At 75.7% G+C, this 15,997-nt stretch carries 16 protein-coding genes; 5 read left to right on the top strand and 11 right to left on the bottom strand.

Annotated elements, in window-relative coordinates:
• Positions 1–46 precede the first annotated feature (46 nt).
• Positions 47–340: a co-chaperone GroES gene (groES, locus tag J3P32_RS12165; protein WP_210439997.1), complete on the bottom strand. Its 294-nt coding sequence runs from the start codon at positions 338–340 to the stop codon at positions 47–49.
• A 213-nt stretch (positions 341–553) separates the two neighbouring features.
• On the opposite strand from groES, the gene J3P32_RS12160 reads away from it, so the two are divergent.
• On the top strand, positions 554–1,744 hold the full coding sequence (locus tag J3P32_RS12160; protein WP_210439996.1) for a class I SAM-dependent methyltransferase: 1,191 nt from the start codon (positions 554–556) through the stop codon (positions 1,742–1,744).
• A gap of 6 nt (positions 1,745–1,750) precedes the next feature.
• Here J3P32_RS12160 and J3P32_RS12155 read toward each other — a convergent pair whose 3' ends face one another.
• Genes J3P32_RS12155 through J3P32_RS12145 form a run of 3 tightly spaced genes read right to left on the bottom strand, consistent with a single transcriptional unit; the run spans position 1,751 to position 5,322 of the window.
• On the bottom strand, positions 1,751–3,529 hold the full coding sequence (locus J3P32_RS12155; protein WP_210439995.1) for a glycoside hydrolase family 3 protein: 1,779 nt from the start codon (positions 3,527–3,529) through the stop codon (positions 1,751–1,753).
• Between the two features lie 45 nt (positions 3,530–3,574).
• Complete coding sequence (locus tag J3P32_RS12150; RefSeq protein WP_307861676.1) at positions 3,575–4,207, bottom strand: MBL fold metallo-hydrolase; 633 nt, start codon at positions 4,205–4,207, stop codon at positions 3,575–3,577.
• A complete protein-coding gene (locus tag J3P32_RS12145; RefSeq protein ID WP_210439994.1) occupies positions 4,204–5,322 on the bottom strand; it encodes an S-(hydroxymethyl)mycothiol dehydrogenase in 1,119 nt (372 codons plus the stop codon). Before J3P32_RS12145 ends, J3P32_RS12150 begins: the two co-directional genes overlap by 4 nt.
• Before the next feature lie 150 nt (positions 5,323–5,472).
• On the opposite strand from J3P32_RS12145, the gene J3P32_RS12140 reads away from it, so the two are divergent.
• The 4 genes from J3P32_RS12140 to J3P32_RS12125 all read left to right on the top strand — a co-directional run bounded on the left by J3P32_RS12140 (position 5,473) and on the right by J3P32_RS12125 (position 9,286).
• Complete coding sequence (locus J3P32_RS12140) at positions 5,473–6,090, top strand: SigE family RNA polymerase sigma factor (protein ID WP_246850093.1); 618 nt, start codon at positions 5,473–5,475, stop codon at positions 6,088–6,090.
• On the top strand, positions 6,087–7,292 hold the full coding sequence (locus tag J3P32_RS12135; RefSeq protein ID WP_210439993.1) for a hypothetical protein: 1,206 nt from the start codon (positions 6,087–6,089) through the stop codon (positions 7,290–7,292). The genes J3P32_RS12140 and J3P32_RS12135 overlap by 4 nt, the downstream gene beginning before the upstream one ends.
• A 90-nt stretch (positions 7,293–7,382) precedes the next feature.
• Positions 7,383–7,793 (top strand): hypothetical protein, encoded by a 411-nt coding sequence (locus J3P32_RS12130; protein ID WP_210439992.1) that lies wholly within the window; start codon positions 7,383–7,385, stop codon positions 7,791–7,793.
• A gap of 5 nt (positions 7,794–7,798) precedes the next feature.
• Positions 7,799–9,286, top strand: coding sequence for a hypothetical protein (locus J3P32_RS12125; RefSeq protein ID WP_210439991.1), 1,488 nt, complete (start codon positions 7,799–7,801; stop codon positions 9,284–9,286).
• A gap of 47 nt (positions 9,287–9,333) precedes the next feature.
• Here the strand turns inward: J3P32_RS12125 and tsaD are convergent, their stop codons facing one another.
• From tsaD to J3P32_RS12090, 7 genes are read right to left on the bottom strand one after another with little or no spacing between them, the layout of a single operon-like run.
• The gene (gene tsaD, locus J3P32_RS12120; protein ID WP_210439990.1) at positions 9,334–10,380 is read right to left on the bottom strand and encodes a tRNA (adenosine(37)-N6)-threonylcarbamoyltransferase complex transferase subunit TsaD; all 1,047 of its coding nucleotides are present in this window, start codon (positions 10,378–10,380) and stop codon (positions 9,334–9,336) included.
• On the bottom strand, positions 10,373–10,828 hold the full coding sequence (locus J3P32_RS12115) for a GNAT family N-acetyltransferase (protein WP_210439989.1): 456 nt from the start codon (positions 10,826–10,828) through the stop codon (positions 10,373–10,375). Before J3P32_RS12115 ends, tsaD begins: the two co-directional genes overlap by 8 nt.
• The gene (gene tsaB, locus J3P32_RS12110; RefSeq protein ID WP_210439988.1) at positions 10,825–11,463 is read right to left on the bottom strand and encodes a tRNA (adenosine(37)-N6)-threonylcarbamoyltransferase complex dimerization subunit type 1 TsaB; all 639 of its coding nucleotides are present in this window, start codon (positions 11,461–11,463) and stop codon (positions 10,825–10,827) included. Before tsaB ends, J3P32_RS12115 begins: the two co-directional genes overlap by 4 nt.
• 10 nt (positions 11,464–11,473) lie before the next feature.
• Entirely contained in the window at positions 11,474–12,373 is a 900-nt protein-coding gene (tsaE, locus tag J3P32_RS12105; RefSeq protein ID WP_210439987.1) for a tRNA (adenosine(37)-N6)-threonylcarbamoyltransferase complex ATPase subunit type 1 TsaE, read from the bottom strand.
• The gene (locus tag J3P32_RS12100) at positions 12,370–13,428 is read right to left on the bottom strand and encodes an alpha/beta fold hydrolase (protein ID WP_210440778.1); all 1,059 of its coding nucleotides are present in this window, start codon (positions 13,426–13,428) and stop codon (positions 12,370–12,372) included. Before J3P32_RS12100 ends, tsaE begins: the two co-directional genes overlap by 4 nt.
• Before the next feature lie 2 nt (positions 13,429–13,430).
• Entirely contained in the window at positions 13,431–14,582 is a 1,152-nt protein-coding gene (gene alr, locus J3P32_RS12095; RefSeq protein ID WP_210439986.1) for an alanine racemase, read from the bottom strand.
• An 8-nt stretch (positions 14,583–14,590) separates the two neighbouring features.
• Positions 14,591–15,988 carry an NAD(P)H-hydrate dehydratase gene (locus tag J3P32_RS12090; RefSeq protein WP_210439985.1) on the bottom strand — a complete coding sequence of 466 codons (1,398 nt, stop codon included), beginning with the start codon at positions 15,986–15,988 and terminating at the stop codon, positions 14,591–14,593.
• Positions 15,989–15,997 lie beyond the last annotated feature (9 nt).

Here is a 15,997-nt window from a genome sequence, read left to right as displayed (position 1 = left end):
TGCACGGATCCCGGCTGGCGCTGCGCCAGCCGGGATGCCAGGTGCGTCAGGAGACGACGGCGAGGATGTCGCGGGCCGACAGGATGAGGTACTCCTCGCCCGCGTACTTGACCTCGGTGCCGCCGTACTTGCTGTAGATGACCTTGTCACCCACCGCGACGTCGATCGGGACGCGGTTGCCGTTGTCGTCGACGCGACCGGGACCGATCGCCACGACCTCGCCCTCCTGGGGCTTCTCCTTCGCGGTGTCCGGGATGACCAGGCCGGAGGCGGTGGTCTGCTCGGCTTCGACCGTCTGCACGACGATGCGGTCCTCGAGGGGCTTGATGTTGACCGACACTTCGGATCAACCTCCACTTTCTCTTCACGAGACTCTTCAGGAGCCGGGCGGCTCCAGGACGTGGGCTCGCGGTCCGGTCGGCACGCCGTCGCGGGGGTCGTGCCAGGCTCGCGAGCGTTGGCATTCTCAGGGGGAGAGTGCCAGATCAGACGCTAGCACTCTGGCCGAGCGAGTGCTAGCGGGGAGTCCGGGACCGCCTGACAGGATGCTCACGTGGAGATCGAGACGCTCGCCTGGCTGCGCACGACCGAGGGCGCCCGCCTGCTCGTCCTCGCGGCCGAGGCCTGGGAGGAGCACGCCGGTGACCCCGTGCGGGTCGCCGCGGTCGTACGCCGCGCCGAGCCCGACGCCGAGAGGGCCGCCGCCGCCACGACGCAGGCGCAGCTGCGCGCGAAGGCCGTGGGCAAGTTCGGCGACAGCGCGCACCGGATGTTCTTCACCCCCGACGCGCTGGAGCAGGCCACCCGGGCACGGGTCGCCGAGCACCGCGCGGCGCGGGTGGCCGCGGCCGTCCCCGGAGGCAGCGTCGTCGACCTCGGCTGCGGCATCGGCGGCGACCTGCTCGCCTTCGCGCGCGCCGGGCTGGTCGCGGCCGGGGTCGACCGTGACCCCGTGCGCGCGGAGATGGCCCGCGCCAACCTCGAGGCCCTCGGCCTCGCCGGCGCCGTCCACACCGGTGACGCGACCACGGTCGACGTCAGCGGCTTCGACGCCGCGTTCGCCGACCCCGCACGGCGCGGCGGCCGGGGACGGGTCTTCGACGTCGAGGGCTGGACGCCGCCCTGGCCGTGGGTGCTCGACCTGCTGACCCGACGGGCGCTGGTCAAGGTCGCCCCGGGCATCGGGCACGACCTGGTGCCCGCCGGCGCGGAGGCGGAGTGGGTCAGCGACCGCGGCGAGGTCAAGGAGGCGGTCCTGTGGTCGCCGCGCCTCGCCACGACCGACCGCCGCGCCACCGTGATCGGCGAGCGCGGCCTGGCCACGCTCACCGACGAGGACGCCCCGCCGCCCGGGGATCCCGCCGCCGAGGTGCGCCCCGTCGGCGCCTTCCTCTACGAGCCCGACGGCGCGGTGATCAGGGCCGGCCTGGTGACGGCCGTGGCCGCCGGGGTCGGGGGTGGGCTCGTGGACGAGCACATCGCCTACGTCACCAGCGACGCGTCGTTCCGCACCCCGTTCGCGCGCGGCTACCGCGTCGTCGAGCACCTGCCCTACCGCGAGAAGCAGCTCAGGAGCGCGCTGCACGAGCGCGGCATCGGGCGGCTGACCATCAAGAAGCGCGGCGTCCAGGTCGTGCCCGAGGAGCTGCGCAAGCGGCTGTCGCTGCGGGGGGACAACGAGGCGACCCTGGTGCTGACCCGCGCCGCGGGCCAGGGCACGGCCCTGCTGGTCGAGCCGTTCTGAGGCCGGTCAGCAACCCGCCCGCGCGACGCCGGGGACCTCGACCGGCAGCCGGCCCGGGGCGCGCCGGCTGCCGCTGAGCACCTCCACCAGCACGTCCATCGCGGCCGGGGTGTCGCCGTACGTCGCGATGCGCGTGGGCGCGGTGACCCGTCCCAGCACCCACGGCGTGTCGGTGGCGACCGCGACCGTGCCGTCGACGGGGGCGTTGCGGAAGCCGGTGAAGCCGATCCGGGTGCCTGCCGCGAGGCGGGCCTCCTCGCGCTCGGACCACGCGTCCAGGCGTCGCGCCCGAGCGGCCTCCGCCCTGCGCCAGGCCGCGAGCCGCCTCTCGAAGGCGCGCCGACGCTCCTTCGCGCGGCGCTCCGGCCTCGGCCGCGCCTCGGCGAGGTCGGCCGGCGGCGAGCGGCGCAGCAGCACGGTGAGGCCGACCCGCTGCGCCGCAGGCACGAAGGCAGCGACCGCGGCGGGGTCGCCGTAGGGGTGGACCGCGTCGCCGACGAGGCGTCCCGAGCAGCTGCCGTCGGTCACCGTGACCGCGGCCGCGGAGAGGGCACGCGAGGCCTCGGCCGCCGAGCCCCCCGGCGCGGCCTCCACCGCGGCGAGGTGGCTCAGCAGGGCGACCTGGCGGGCCGCCGCCTGCTCGAGGCGGCGGCGCGGCAGCGCGCCGCTGCGGACGGCCCGGACGAGCGCGCTGCGCGCCACGGCCGGCGACGGGGGCATCAGCAGCACGTCCGCGCCGGCTCGCATCGCCTGCACCGCCGTCCGCCGGGGGTCCCGACCGCGGGTGACACCGGCCATCTCCAGGGAGTCGGTGACGACGAGGCCCCCGAACCCCAGCTCCTCCCGCAGCAGGCCCGTGGTCACCTTCCGCGACAGCGACGACGGCACGCGCGGGTCGACGGCGCGCACGTCGATGTGGCCCACCATCACCGCGGGCAGGCCGGCCTCGACCGCGCTGCGGAACGGGACCAGGTCGGTGGCCTCGAGCCGGCGCAGGCTGCCGTCCTGCACGGGCAGCGTGAGGTGGCTGTCGGCCGGCACCGAGCCGTGGCCGGGGAAGTGCTTGACGACCGGCAGCACGCCGGCGGCCGCGAACCCCCGCGCCGCGGCGACGACCTGCTCGGCCGCGTCGGCCGGACGCGACGACGCGGACCTCGACCCGATGGTCGGGTCGTCCGGGCCGGACGTCACGTCGGCGTCGGGCGCGAAGTCGACGGTGAACCCGAGGCGGCGCAGCTCGCCGGCCCCCGCGGCGTACGCCCGCCGGGTGAGCGCCGGGTCGGCCGCGGCCCCGGTGCTCATGAAGGCGGGGAACCGGGTGGCTGCGCCGCGCAGCCGCTCGACCACGCCGCCCTCCTGGTCCACGCCGATGAACAGCGGCCACCTCCGGCGGACCTGCCGCGCCAGCGTCGCGTTGACCGCCGCGACCTGCTCGGCCGAGGCGACGTTCGAGGAGAACGCGATGACGCCGCCGAGGTGCAGGTCTCGGACCATCCGCACCGGCGCGGCGGTCCCGCGCCAGTCGGCCACGATGACCTGGCCGGCGAGGTCGGCCAGCGCCATCCGGCCGACCATCCGCGCGGCCCGGTCGAGCTCCGCTCGGTCGGGGCCCCAGCCGACGCCCAGGCCGAGCCGCTCCGACGGCGTGGGCGGGACGGTCGGTGCGGCGGCCGCCGGACCCGCGCCCGGACGTTCCCGGTCCCCCCCTCCGGTGCCGGCGTCGCACGCGCCCGTCGAGGCGACCAGGACGAGGCTCGCGAGCAGGGAGGCGGACCGGTGGCGCACCACGTCATGGTGGCACGGCCGGGACGCCACCCCGCACGGACGGGCTCAGACGTTGACCCGCTCCGCGCCGATCGTCGTGTCGGGACCGTGACCGGTGTGCACGACCGTCTCGCCGGGGAGCCCGAGCAGGCGTGAGCGGATGGACTCCTTGATGAGGTCGGCGTCGCTGTAGGACCGGCCCGTCGCGCCGGGGCCGCCCTCGAAGAGCGTGTCGCCGGTGAAGACGCACCCGAGGTCGGGCACGTGGAGGCACACCGCCCCCGGGGCGTGGCCGGGCGTGTGGATGACCGTGACGGTGGTGCCGCCGACCGTGAGCGCCTGCCCGTCGGACAGGTCGACGTCCCACAGCTCGGCGCCCTCCTCGTCGCCGCCGTGGGTCAGCTCCCACAGCGGCCTGTCGTCGGGGTGCAGGAGGATCGGCGCCCCGGTGGCGACCCGCAGCGCCGGCGCGACGCGCACGTGGTCGTCGTGCGCGTGCGTGCAGACGATCGCCCGCACCCTGCGCCCGGCGACGACCTGCAGGATCGCGTCGACGTCGTGCGGGGCGTCGACGACCAGGCACTCCTCGTCGTCGCCGACGACCCAGACGTTGTTGTCGACGTCGAAGGTCTGGCCGTCGAGGCTGAAGGTGCCGGACACGACGGCGTGGTCGACCCGCAGGCCACCGCCGGCGCTCACAGCACGACCACCGATCGCAGCACGTCGCCGTGGTGCATCTTCTCGAACGCCGCCTCGACGTCGCCGATGCCGATCTCCTCGGTCACGAAGGCGTCGAGGTCGAGCCGGCCCTGCTGGTAGAGGTCCACGAGCATGGGGAAGTCGCGCGAGGGCAGGCAGTCGCCGTACCACGACGACTTCAGCGAGCCGCCACGGCCGAAGACGTCGATGAGCGGGATGTCGGGCACCTTCATCTCCGGCGTGGGCACGCCGACGAGGACCACCGTGCCGGCGAGGTCGCGGGCGTAGAAGGCCTGCTTCCACGTCTCGGGTCGGCCGACCGCGTCGATCACCACGTCGGCCCCGCCCTCGTGGCCGGTGCCGTCGGCCGGCGGGGTGAGCTCGCGGATGGCGGCGACCGCGTCGACCTCCGACGAGTTGACCGTGTGGGTGGCCCCCAGCCTGCGCGCCGCCTCGAGCTTGCGGTCGTCGATGTCGACGGCGATGATCCGCGACGCCCCGGCCAGCGCCGACCCGGCGATCGCCGCGGCCCCGACGCCGCCGCACCCGATCACCGCGACGGTGGACCCGCGGCCCACGCCGCCGGTGTTGATCGCGGCCCCGAGCCCCGCCATCACCCCGCACCCCAGGAGCCCGACGGCGGCGGCACGGGCCGACGGATCGACCTTGGTGCACTGCCCCGCGGCCACGAGGGTCTTCTCCGCGAAGGCGCCGATGCCGAGCGCCGGGGTGAGCTCCGTGCCGGCGAGGTCCCCCTCCGCGAGCGTCATCCTCTGGGTCGCGTTGGCGGTCGAGAAGCAGTACCACGGCTCGCCGCGGTCGCACGCGCGGCAGTCGCCGCACACCGCCCGCCAGTTGAGGACCACGAAGTCGCCCGGGGCGAGGCCGGTGACGTCGGGACCGACCGACTCGACGATGCCGGCCGCCTCGTGGCCGAGCAGGAACGGGAAGTCGTCGTTGATCCCGCCCTCGCGGTAGTGCAGGTCGGTGTGGCAGACGCCGCAGGCCTGCACCTGCACCACCGCCTCGCCCGGACCCGGGTCGGGGACGTTGATCGTGGTGAGCTCGACGGGCTCGCCCTTGGCGAGCGCGACCACGGCCTGGACCTGCTGCATCGGTGCCTCCTGGGCGACGACGGGGACGAGTGCGACGAAGCCTCCCAAACCGATGCAACCCCGCTCGAGCCGGGTGCGTCCTCATCCGACACGCCAGCACGCAAGCCACCCGCAAGCGACCACCAAGGCGGAAGGAGGTGGATGGTGTCCATGACACTGATCGAGGGCGGACCGGAGAAGCAGATGGGCTCGCAGGACCAGCGGTCCGACAGGGCCGCGGACGGCACCGCGGACGGCGCCGCGGACTCCCGCGCGGACAAGGACGCCGACTTCTCGGCGTACATGTCGGCACGCCAGGCCGCCCTCTACCGGACGGCGTACCTGCTCGCCGGCGACCACGCCGGCGCCGAGGACCTCCTCCAGAACGCCTTCGCCAAGCTCTACCTCTCCTGGGACCGGGTCCGCGACCGCGAGGCCCTCGACGGCTACGTCCGCCGGATCATGGTCAACGAGAACAACTCGCTGTGGCGCCGCGCCTGGAAGCGCCGCGAGCACAGCACCGACGTGCTGCCCGAGACCGGCACCGTCGACACCTACGACGACGGCATGGGCGGCGCGCTGTGGTCGTTCGTCCAGACCCTGCCGGCCAAGCAGCGCTCGGTGATCGTGCTGCGCTACTACGAGCAGCTCAGCGAGGCCGAGATCGCCGACGTCCTCGGCGTCTCGGTCGGCACCGTGAAGTCGCAGGCCAGCCGCGCGCTCGCCGGCCTCCGGGCCCGCGCCCCGCGGTCGCTGCACCCCCACGAGCCCGGAGACGATGCCCGATGAGCCCCACTCCCCTCGAGGACCAGGTCCACGACGCCCTGCACCGCACGGCCGCGCCGCTGCACCGCGCGCCGCTCACCGTGACCGACGTGCGCACGCGTGCGCGCCGCATCAGGCGCCGGCGCGCCGCCGCCGCAAGCGCGGCCGTCGCCGCCGTGCTGGCGGTCGCCGTGCCGGTCGGCGTCGGCATGGTGGATCCGGCACCGCGCAGCGACGTCCCGCCGGCGACGCAGCCACCCGCCCCCGCCGTCACCGGGACGGTCCGCATCGACCCGCGCAGCGCGGAGGTGGTGGACTCGACGCCGGTCCCGCTCGTCGACGTCGACGGCCCGAGCCTCATCACCTCCGACGGCACGCTCACCCTGCCCGAAGTCTTCGACACCCTCACGCCCTACCGCGACGGCTGGGTGGGAGTGACGATGGACGAGGGCCGGGGCACCCTGGAGTTCCTCACGGCCGACCTCGAGGTCGAGGACCGCGGTGGTCCGACCGGCGGCCTGGTCGTGAGCCCGGACGGCACGAGGGTCGCCTGGTCCGAGTACACCGGTTCCCGGTGGGAGGTCGTCATGGCCGAGGTCGGTGGCGGCGTCGAGTGGACCTACCTGAGGTTCCCGCCGGGGCCCGAGGACCAGCGGGTCGAGCCCGTCGGCTTCGTGTCCGAGGTCGAGGTGGTCGTCCGGCAGAACGACGGCACCGGCCGCATCACCGACTTCGTCGCCGATGGCGACACCCCCGTCGAGCTGCCGGGCCTGATGCAGGCCGAGGCGGCCTCGCCCGCGACCGGCGCCGTCGCCGGCGTCACCCGCTCGACCGTCGAGGGCTCGTGCTCCGCCGTGGTCGACGGCCGGGCCGGCAGCGGCGGCGTCATGTGGGACACCTGCGACTACGCGCTCACCTCGTTCAGCCCGGACGGTCGGCACGTCGTCGGGCTGGTGGCCTCCGGCGGCGCGTACGGCTCCCCGACGCTGGCGGTCCTCGACGCGACCACCGGCGAGCCGGTGGTGGACTTCGAGGTGGCTGCGGGGCGTCGCCAGATCGTGGGCATCGACGACCGCATCGCCTGGGCCGACGACGACACCCTGGTGGTGCGCGTGATGCACGGCGAGGACTACTACGTCGTCCAGCTCGGGCTCGACGGCACGGTGCAGCGCGTCGGCATCGCCAGCGCCGGCGCCTCGGGCCTGTCCGTGGCGGAGGTCCGCTAGCACGTACGCCACCAGGGCCGGTCGTGCACAGCGTGCAAATCATCTGCACCACGTGGTTTCGGCGTGCCCGTGCCGGGGAAGGGACAGCGCATGCTGCCGCTCGAAGACAGGGAACTGCTCAACCAGACGATGCTCGGGCTCAACATCGACCCCGAGACGATCTCGTCGCTGCTCGCCTCCTTCGACACCGCTGCCGCCGGCCTGGAGTCCGACCCCCTCACGCCCGTCCAGGGCACGTCGTTCGGCGACTCCTTCACCGGCGGCCACCGCCTCGCCACCAACGTGCAGATGGCCCACGAGGCGGTCGCCGAGGAGCTGGCGCGGATGGTCGCCGGGCTGCGCGCGATGGGCCAGTCGCTCGAGGCGTTCGAGCACGACGTGCAGCAGACCACCGAGCAGACGACCGCCACCCTGGGTCGGATCCAGGCCGCCACCGACTGTGTCGCCGCGCCCGACTTCAGCTCCAGCCAGTGCACCCTCCCGACCGAGAGCCAGGACTGACGACCGTGACGAAGGGACCTCACCGCCTCCGCCTCGACCAGTACCTCGACTCGGCCGCGGGCGGAGCGCTCCAGAACGCCGGCCGCGACTGGCGGCGCAAGGCCGCCGACCTCACCACGCTCGGCGACGCGCTGCGCAAGGCCGCCGGCCAGGCCGAGCTGCGCATCGGCGAGCAGACGCTCACCGGCCCGGCGCTGCGCGCCGGCATGGAGGAGTCCGCGGCCTCGATGGCCGACAAGGCGGAGCAGCTCCGCGCGGCAGGCGACGCGCTCGTGGCCGTCGGGGAGCAGATCGACCACGCCAAGGACGCGCGTGACGCGATGGCCGACCTCGGTCCCAAGCCGCCGCCCTACCAGGCGCCTCCCGGCACCCCCGGGGTCGAGCTGACCCGGGAGGACCTGCAGGCCCGGGCCGACGCCTCGCAGGCCCGCGAGAACGAGCGCAGCACCTGGCAGACGCAGTACGACCGGCAGGAGGCCAGGTCCCTCGCCCTGACCAAGGAGCTGGACTCCGCCTTCCTCTCCGCCATCCCGCCCATGGCCGCGATCCACGGGCAGCAGGACCCCACCGAGCCGCCCACCCGGGTCCCGTCGGGTCCCGGCGGCACCTACCTGCCCGGCACCCAGGCCCCGCCGCCCACCGGTGGGGGTGGAGGCGGCGGCGGTGGGACCCGCGGCGGCGCGCAGGGCCACTGGGTCGAGGGCCACACCGTCCCCGGGACCGACGGCGGCCGCGACGACGGTGACGACACCACCACGAAGCCCACCGACCCAACCGACCCGACCAGGCCCACGACCCCCACCGACCCGACGCCGACCACTCCCACCACGCCCACCACGCCCACCACGCCCACGACGCCCACGGGGCACCCCCCGGTCGTCCCCGCGGACCCCGCCGGCACCACGACCGTGGCGGGCAGCCAGCAGGCCGGCGTCACCCACCAGCCCCCGTCCGCCCCGTCCACCCCGGTCGCCTCGGCCCCCGGCCCGCTCTCCGCCTCCGCCACCGCTTCCTCCGGGGTCACCGCGGCCGCGCTGGGGGCGGCCGGGGTCCCGGGCGGCGCGAGCAGCCTGACCGGAGGCGTCCGGCCCTCGGCCGCCGGCAGCACCGCGGCCCGCCCCATCGGCGCCACCACCCGCAGCGCCGGGGCAGCAGCGCTCTCGCGGCCGGCCGCCGCCACGAGCCCGACGGCGGCCCGCGGTGGGGCAGCCGCCGGCAGCCCCACGACCCGGGGCTCCGCCGGCTCGGCCGGCTCGGCCGGCGGACGCGGCGCCCGAGCCTCCGGCTCGGTGGGCGCCGGCGGCGCTCGCGGCGCTGCCGGCTCGCGAGGTGCCACCGGTGGGGCGGCAGCCGCCGGCGCCGGGGGCACGGCCGGCGGGGCCGGTCGTGGCGGCCGCAAGGGCGAGCGCGACCGGACCGCGAAGCGCGACGGCCTGGTCCTCGACCAGGACTGGCTCGGCGACGAGGACGTCGCTCCGGGCGTCCTCGACTGACCTCCCGCCCGCGACTGCCCTCCGAGGCGTCCGCGCCGGACGCGGCGTCAGGCGACGACGGTCGTGAGCGGCTGCGAGGAGTCGGCCGGCAGGTCGAGCAGCGACGGCGTACGGCCGCGGGCGACGAGCTCGGCGCCGAGCGCGGCGACCATGGCGCCGTTGTCGGTGCAGAGCCCGGGCCGCGGCACGCGGACGCGGATCCCGGCGGCCGACGCGCGCTCCTCGGCCATCGCGCGGAGGCGGCTGTTGGCCGCGACGCCGCCGCCGATGAGGATGTCCTCGATCCCCCGGCTCGACGCGGCGTCGATCGCCTTGCGGGTGAGCACGTCGCACACCGCCTCCTGGAAGGAGGCCGCCACGTCGGCGACGGGGACGGTCGCGCCCTCGCGCTGCTGGGTCTCCACCCAGCGGGCCACGGCGGTCTTGAGGCCGGAGAAGGAGAAGTCGAAGCGGTGCCGCTCGAGGTCGCGCCGGCTGGTGAGACCGCGAGGGAAGTCGATGGCGACGCTGTTGCCGCTGCGCGCCTGCTTGTCGATGTGCGGACCGCCGGGGAACGGCAGACCGAGCAGCCGGGCCACCTTGTCGAAGGCCTCCCCCGCGGCGTCGTCGATCGTGGAGCCCATCGGCTCGACGCCCACGGTCACGTCGGTCACCTCGAGCAGGCTCGAGTGCCCGCCGGAGACCAGCATCGCCAGGCACGGCTCCGGCAGCGGGCCGTGCTCGAGCTGGTCGACCGCGACGTGCGCGGCGAGGTGGTTGACACCGTAGATGGGCTTGCCGAGACCGAGTGCCAGCGCCTTGGCGCTGGCGACGCCGACCAGCAGCGCACCGGCCAGCCCCGGCCCGCTCGTCACCGCGACGGCATCGATGTCGCTCAGCGCGACGCCGGCGGTCTCCGCGGCGCGCTCGATGGTGGGCACCATCGCCTCGAGGTGCGCCCGGCTCGCCACCTCGGGGACGACGCCGCCGAAGCGCGCGTGCTCCTCGACGCTGCTCGCCACCGTGTCGGCGAGGAGCGTGTGGCCACGGACGATGCCGACGCCCGTCTCGTCGCAGGAGGTCTCGATGCCGAGGACCAGGGGCTCGTCAGTCATGCGCCGTCGCCGTCTCCGCGCGCGCGGCACCCGGCAGCCAGCGGCACATCACCAGCGCCTCCGAGCCGTCGCGGTAGTAGTGGGGGCGCACGTCGATCACGCTGAACTGGCGGGCGACGTAGAAGCCGAGCGCCGGGGCGTTGGCCACACTCACCTCCAGCAGCATGCGCGAGGCGCCGTGGGTGTCGACGAGCAGCTCGTCGAGCAGGCGCGAGGCGATGCCGTTGCGCCGCGCCTCGGGTCGTACGCCGATGCGCAGCAGGTCGATGATGTCACCGGCGCTCATGGTCACGCCGTAGCCGGAGAGGTCGTCGGCCACGACGAAGCGCCGACCGGGGCCCTCGATCTCCTGGCGGACCAGCGCCTCGCTCCACGCGTCGACGCCGAACAGCTCCTGCTCGAGCGCGACGAGGGCGGGCAGGTCGGCCAGGGTGGCGGCACGGATCACGAGACGGGCTTTCTGGGTGCGCCGGCGACCGCGTCGGGGCGCCGCAGGTAGAGGGGCTCGGGGTCCAGCAATCCTACGAGCTCCGAGCCCACTCCCGCAGCCAGCCAGCCGGCGCTGGGCCGCGCCGGCGCGAGCGCCCGGGGGAAGGCGTCGGGGTACAGCTCTGGGCCCGCGCCGGCGACCGGGGCGTCCGTGGCGACCTCGGCGGGCCGGGTCACGACGGGGCCCTCCAGGCGGCGACCGTCGGCGTCGTAGGAGGCGAGGTAGACCTCTTTGCGCCGGGCGTCGGTGGCGACCAGGAAGCTGCCCGGTGCGGCACCGGTGGCGGCGGCCTCGAGCGCGATCGCGTCGAGGGAGCACACCCCGTAGACCGGGATGTCGAGCACGAAGCCGAGGGTCCGCGCGGTCACGACGCCGACGCGCAGGCCCGTGAACGGACCGGGACCCACCCCGACCGCGATCGCGGTGAGGTCCTGGCGCACGATCCCGGCGTCCTCGAGCGCGCGGGCGATGAGCGGCGCGAGGTGCTCGCCGTGCTTCATCGGCTGCTCGGACGAGTGCTCCACGACGACCCGGTCCCCGTCGTGGAGCGCGACGGTCACGAGCGGGGTCGCGGTGTCGAAGGCGAGGAGCACGGCGTCGAGGTTACTGTCCGACGACCCAGCGCAGGGAAACGCGGCGCGGGTCGAGCGCCTCCTCGTCCGCGCCACCGGGGTGGTCCCCGACGCTCCGCTCGATGACGACCTCGAGGCGGGACTCGGCCAGGCCCTCGGCGAGGCCGGCGCCCCACTCCACCACGGTCACCGAGTCCTCCAGCGACGCGTCGAGGTCGAGGTCGTCGAGCTCGTCGAGCCCTCCGAGCCGGTAGGCGTCGACGTGCACGAGGTCCGGGCCGTCCCCCAGCGCGGGGTGCACCCGGGCGATGACGAACGTCGGCGACGTGACGCCGCCCCGGACGTCGAGGCCGGCGCCGAGGCCCTGCGTGAAGGTGGTCTTGCCGGCCCCGAGCTCGCCGGTCAGCACCACGAGGTCGCCGGCGACGAGGGTGCGCCCCAGCCTCTCCCCCAGTCCCCGCATGGTCTCGGCGTCCGGCGCGTCGAAGGTGGTGCCGAGCCAGCGCGCCAGCTCGACGTACGGGCTCGAGCGTCCCGTGACCACGAACCCGTTGCCCTCCCAGAACGCCACCGTGCCGGGGAGCTCCTCGCGGGCGAGGACCCTGACCGCCGAGCGGCCCGCGGCCGCCTCCACGGCCGCCTCGACCAGCGCCGTCGCGACGCCCTGCCCCTGGGCGTCGGGCGTGACGCCGAAGCGCCGCAGCACCAGCCCGTCGGGTGCCGGGTCGAGGACCACGCAGCCCACCGGCCGCCCGTCGACCTCGGCGAGCAGGCCGCCGCGGCGGCGGAGCAGGCGCGCGATCGAGGCGGCGTCGTCGCCGAGGGCGTCGGCGGGCGGGTCGAGCGGTGGCCGGTCACCGAACGCCTCCCGCACCACGGCGAGCACCTCGGCGGCCGCCTCCGGGCCGACGCGGCGGACCACGACGCTCACGACAGCACCTGGCCCTGGGCGAGCGAGATGAGGTCGTCGAGCTCGGCGGTGACCTGCTTGTGCTGCTCGAGGATCACCATGTGGCCGGCGCCCTCGCACTCGAGGAGGCTGGACCCGGCGATCCTGCTGTGCAGCTTGCGGCTGTGGCCGATGGGGGTGACCTTGTCCTCGGTGCCGCAGACGATGGCCGTGGGGACCCGGCCGAACGGCTCGAGGTGCTCGAAGTGGTCGAGGGTGGCGAAGGCCGGGTAGAAGTCCGCGACCACGGCGAACGGCGTCGCGTTGAGCATCGAGTAGACGAACTCCACCTGGGAGGCGGGCACGTCGTCGCCGAAGGCGTAGCGGTCGGTCACCACGTCGGCCACCGCGCGGCCCCACACGCGGGCGAGGTCGACGATCCGGTGCCCCCGGTCGAGGGTGCGCACCGCACGCCCCATGAACCGCCCGCCGAGCCCGAGCGGCAGCATCGGGAACAGGACGCGGCCGGGGTCGAGCCCACCGGCCGTCGTCGAGATGAGCGCGGCGCCCACGACCTTGTCGCCGAAGAGGTCGGGATGCTGCTCGGCGAGGGAGATCACGCTCATGCCACCCATCGAGTGGCCCACGACGACGCACCGGCCCGGGACGGTGTGCTCGATCACGCGGCGCAGGTCGTGCGCCAGCTGCGCCAGCGTGCAGTTCTCCTCCGCGGAGCGGGCGGACCGGCCGTGGCTGCGCTGGTCGTAGAAGACGGTGCGGACCTGCCCGCGGTAGGCGGCGCGCTGGAAGTGCCAGCTGTCCAGGTTGAGGGAGTAGCCGTGGACGAAGACGACGGTGAGGTCGTCGTCGGTCGCCGCGGGGCCGCCGAAGTCGTCCGGCTCGTCGATCTCGACGTGGAGGTCGACCGCGTCGTCGGCGACCACCACGCGGGGCGGGCTGTGCAGCGCGCCGAACGCCACCTGCTCGCCGGCGGCACGGTTGCCGATGACCCGGTTCTGGCGGGCGATGCCGACCGCGCCGGCGGCGGCAGCCAGCCCGGCCGCGCCCACCACGGTGCCGAAGATGCGGCCCTTCATGCTCAACGGGGGGTTCCTTCCGTCGCGTCGCTGTCGACGTACCTGCGGACCAGGCGCCCGCCGAGGCGTGTGACGATCTCGTAGCTGATGGTGCCGGTGGCCTCGGCCCAGTCCTGGGCGGTCGGCTCGCCGCGGTCACCGGGGCCGAAGAGGACCACCTCGGTGCCGGGAGGCGGCAGCTCGCCGTGCAGGTCGACCACGAACTGGTCCATGCACACGCGGCCCCGGATCGGGCGCAGGGAGTCGTCGACCCAGACCGCGGCGGTGTTGCCGGCGGCGCGCGGGACGCCCTCGCCGTAGCCCGCCGGCACCACGCCCACGGTCGTGTCCTCGGGGGCGTGCCAGGTGTGCCCGTAGGAGACGCCGTCGCCGGCCGCGATCGCCTTGCTCATCACCAGCCGGGCCCGCACGGACATGGCCGGACGCAGCCCCACCCGCGGGCTGGCACCGGGTGCCGGGTCCAGGCCGTAGGACGCGATGCCGCACCGGACCAGGTCGAAGTGCGAGGACGGACGCAGGAGCGCCGCCGCCGAGTTGGCCAGGTGGGCGACCTCCGGGTCGAGCCCTGCCTGCCCGGCCAGCGCGAGCGCCTCCCGGAACGCCGCCTCCTGCTGGTCGTTGGCGGGGTGCGCGGGCTCGTCGCTGGCGGCGAAGTGCGACCAGATGCCGGTGACGCGCACCCGGCCGGCGGCCTCGTGGGCGGCCGCCGCCGCGAACAGGGCTGCCCACGCGTCGCGCGGAGCACCGCCGCGGGAGAGGCCGGTGTCGACCTTCAGCTGGACGCGCGCCCCACCCACGGCGGCGATCTCGTCGAGCTCGGCCACGGAGTACGCCGTCACCTCGACGTCGGCGGCGACGGCGCCGGCGAAGTCGTCGCCGGGCGCGCTGAGCCAGCACAGCAGCGGACCGCGGTCGCCCGCCCCGCGCAGGGCCAGTGCCTCGTCGATCGTCGCCACGCCGAGCCAGTCGGCCCCGCCTGCGCGGGCCGCCGCGGCGGCCTCGGCCATCCCGTGGCCGTAGCCGTCGGCCTTGACGACCGCCATCAGCCGCACCGGCCGGTCCACGCTCACCAGGTCCTTGAGGACGCGGACGTTGTGCCGGATGGCAGCGAGGTCCACCACGATCTCGGCGCGGTGCGGCGCGGGATCGGTCATGGGGGCGATCATCGCGCACCGCTCAGGGTCTCGCGCACCAGCCGCGGAATCTGGACGGCGACGCGGGTCGCGGTCAGCGGCCCCCCGGCCGCGGCCTCGGTCGCCGCGGCGCCGTGGAGCCAGGAGCCGACGGACGCCGCGTCGTGCGGCTCGAGCCCCGCCGCGAGCAGGGCGCCGACGAGTCCGGCCAGCACGTCGCCCGCGCCCGCCGTGGCCAGCCACGGCACGCCCGTCGTGGTCACCCGCACCCGGCCGCCGGGGTCGGCCACGAGCGTGTGGTGTCCCTTCAGCAGGACCACGCACTCCCACCGGCGGGCGGCCTCGCGGACGTGCTCCAGCGGCGAGGCCTCCACCGGCTCGCGCTGCACGCCCAGCATCGCGGCGAGCTCGCCGGCGTGGGGCGTGAGCACGCAGCCCGGCAGCGGCGCTGCGACGTGGCGCAGCGCGTCGGCGTCGACCACGACCGGGACGCCGTCGGCGCGGGCCGCGTCGAGCATCGCTCCCGCGTCGTCCCCTCCCCCGGGGCCGACGACCCAGGCCTGCACCCGACCGGCGCCGACCACCTCGGGGTGCACGGAGCGGACGGTGTCGGCGACGTGGGCCGGACCGACGTAGCGGACCATGCCGGCCAGGCCGGTGTTGGCGCCGGCGACCGCGAGCAGCGCCGCCCCGGGGTAGGTGTCCGAGCCGGCACGCACGCCGACGACGCCGCGGGTGTACTTGTGCGCGGTGGGGCCCGGCCGGGGCAGCAGGGCGCGCACGTCGTCGGGCTGGAGCGCCTCGAGCGCCGGCGGGCCCAGGTCGCCGGCCAGGCCGAGGTCGACGAGGTGGATCGCGCCGCAGGCGGTCGAGGCCGGGTCCACGAGGTGGGCGACCTTGTGGGTGCCGAAGGTGACGGTGAGGTCCGCCCGGACGTGCGGGCCCTCGACCCGGCCGGAGTCGACGTCCACGCCGGAGGGCACGTCGACGGCGACGACCGGCACGCCGTCGTACCGCTCGAGCGCTGCCACCGCCTCCGGGCGCAGGCCGGGGCGGCCCCCGATCCCGACGATGCCGTCGACGACCACGTCGGGTGCCGCGTGGAGGCGGTCGAGGTCGTGCGTCGCGCGACCCCCCGCGGCCCGCAGCGCGGCCAGTCCGGCCTCGTGCACGCGGTCGGCGAGCAGCAGCGCCTCCACCCGTGAGCCGCGGGCGGCCAGGCGGGCGCCCGCCCACAGGGCGTCGCCGCCGTTGTCGCCCGGGCCGACGATCAGCAGCACCCGGCGGCCGTAGCCGCCGCCGAGCAGCTCCAGGACGGCGGCCGCCAGTCCGGCGGCGGCGCGCTGCATCAGCGCGCCCTCGGGGAGGCGCGCCATCGCGGCGGCCTCGGCGCGGCGTACCGCCTCCACGGTGTGGGCGTGCAGCACGACTCGTCC

Origin of the sequence: Nocardioides xinjiangensis (assembly GCF_017916385.1) — a bacterium.
In the GTDB taxonomy this organism is placed as follows: Bacteria; Actinomycetota; Actinomycetes; order Propionibacteriales; family Nocardioidaceae; genus Nocardioides; species Nocardioides xinjiangensis.
The sequence above is the reverse complement of the archived record's forward strand: the minus strand, read 5'-3'. Positions and strand labels throughout refer to the sequence as shown.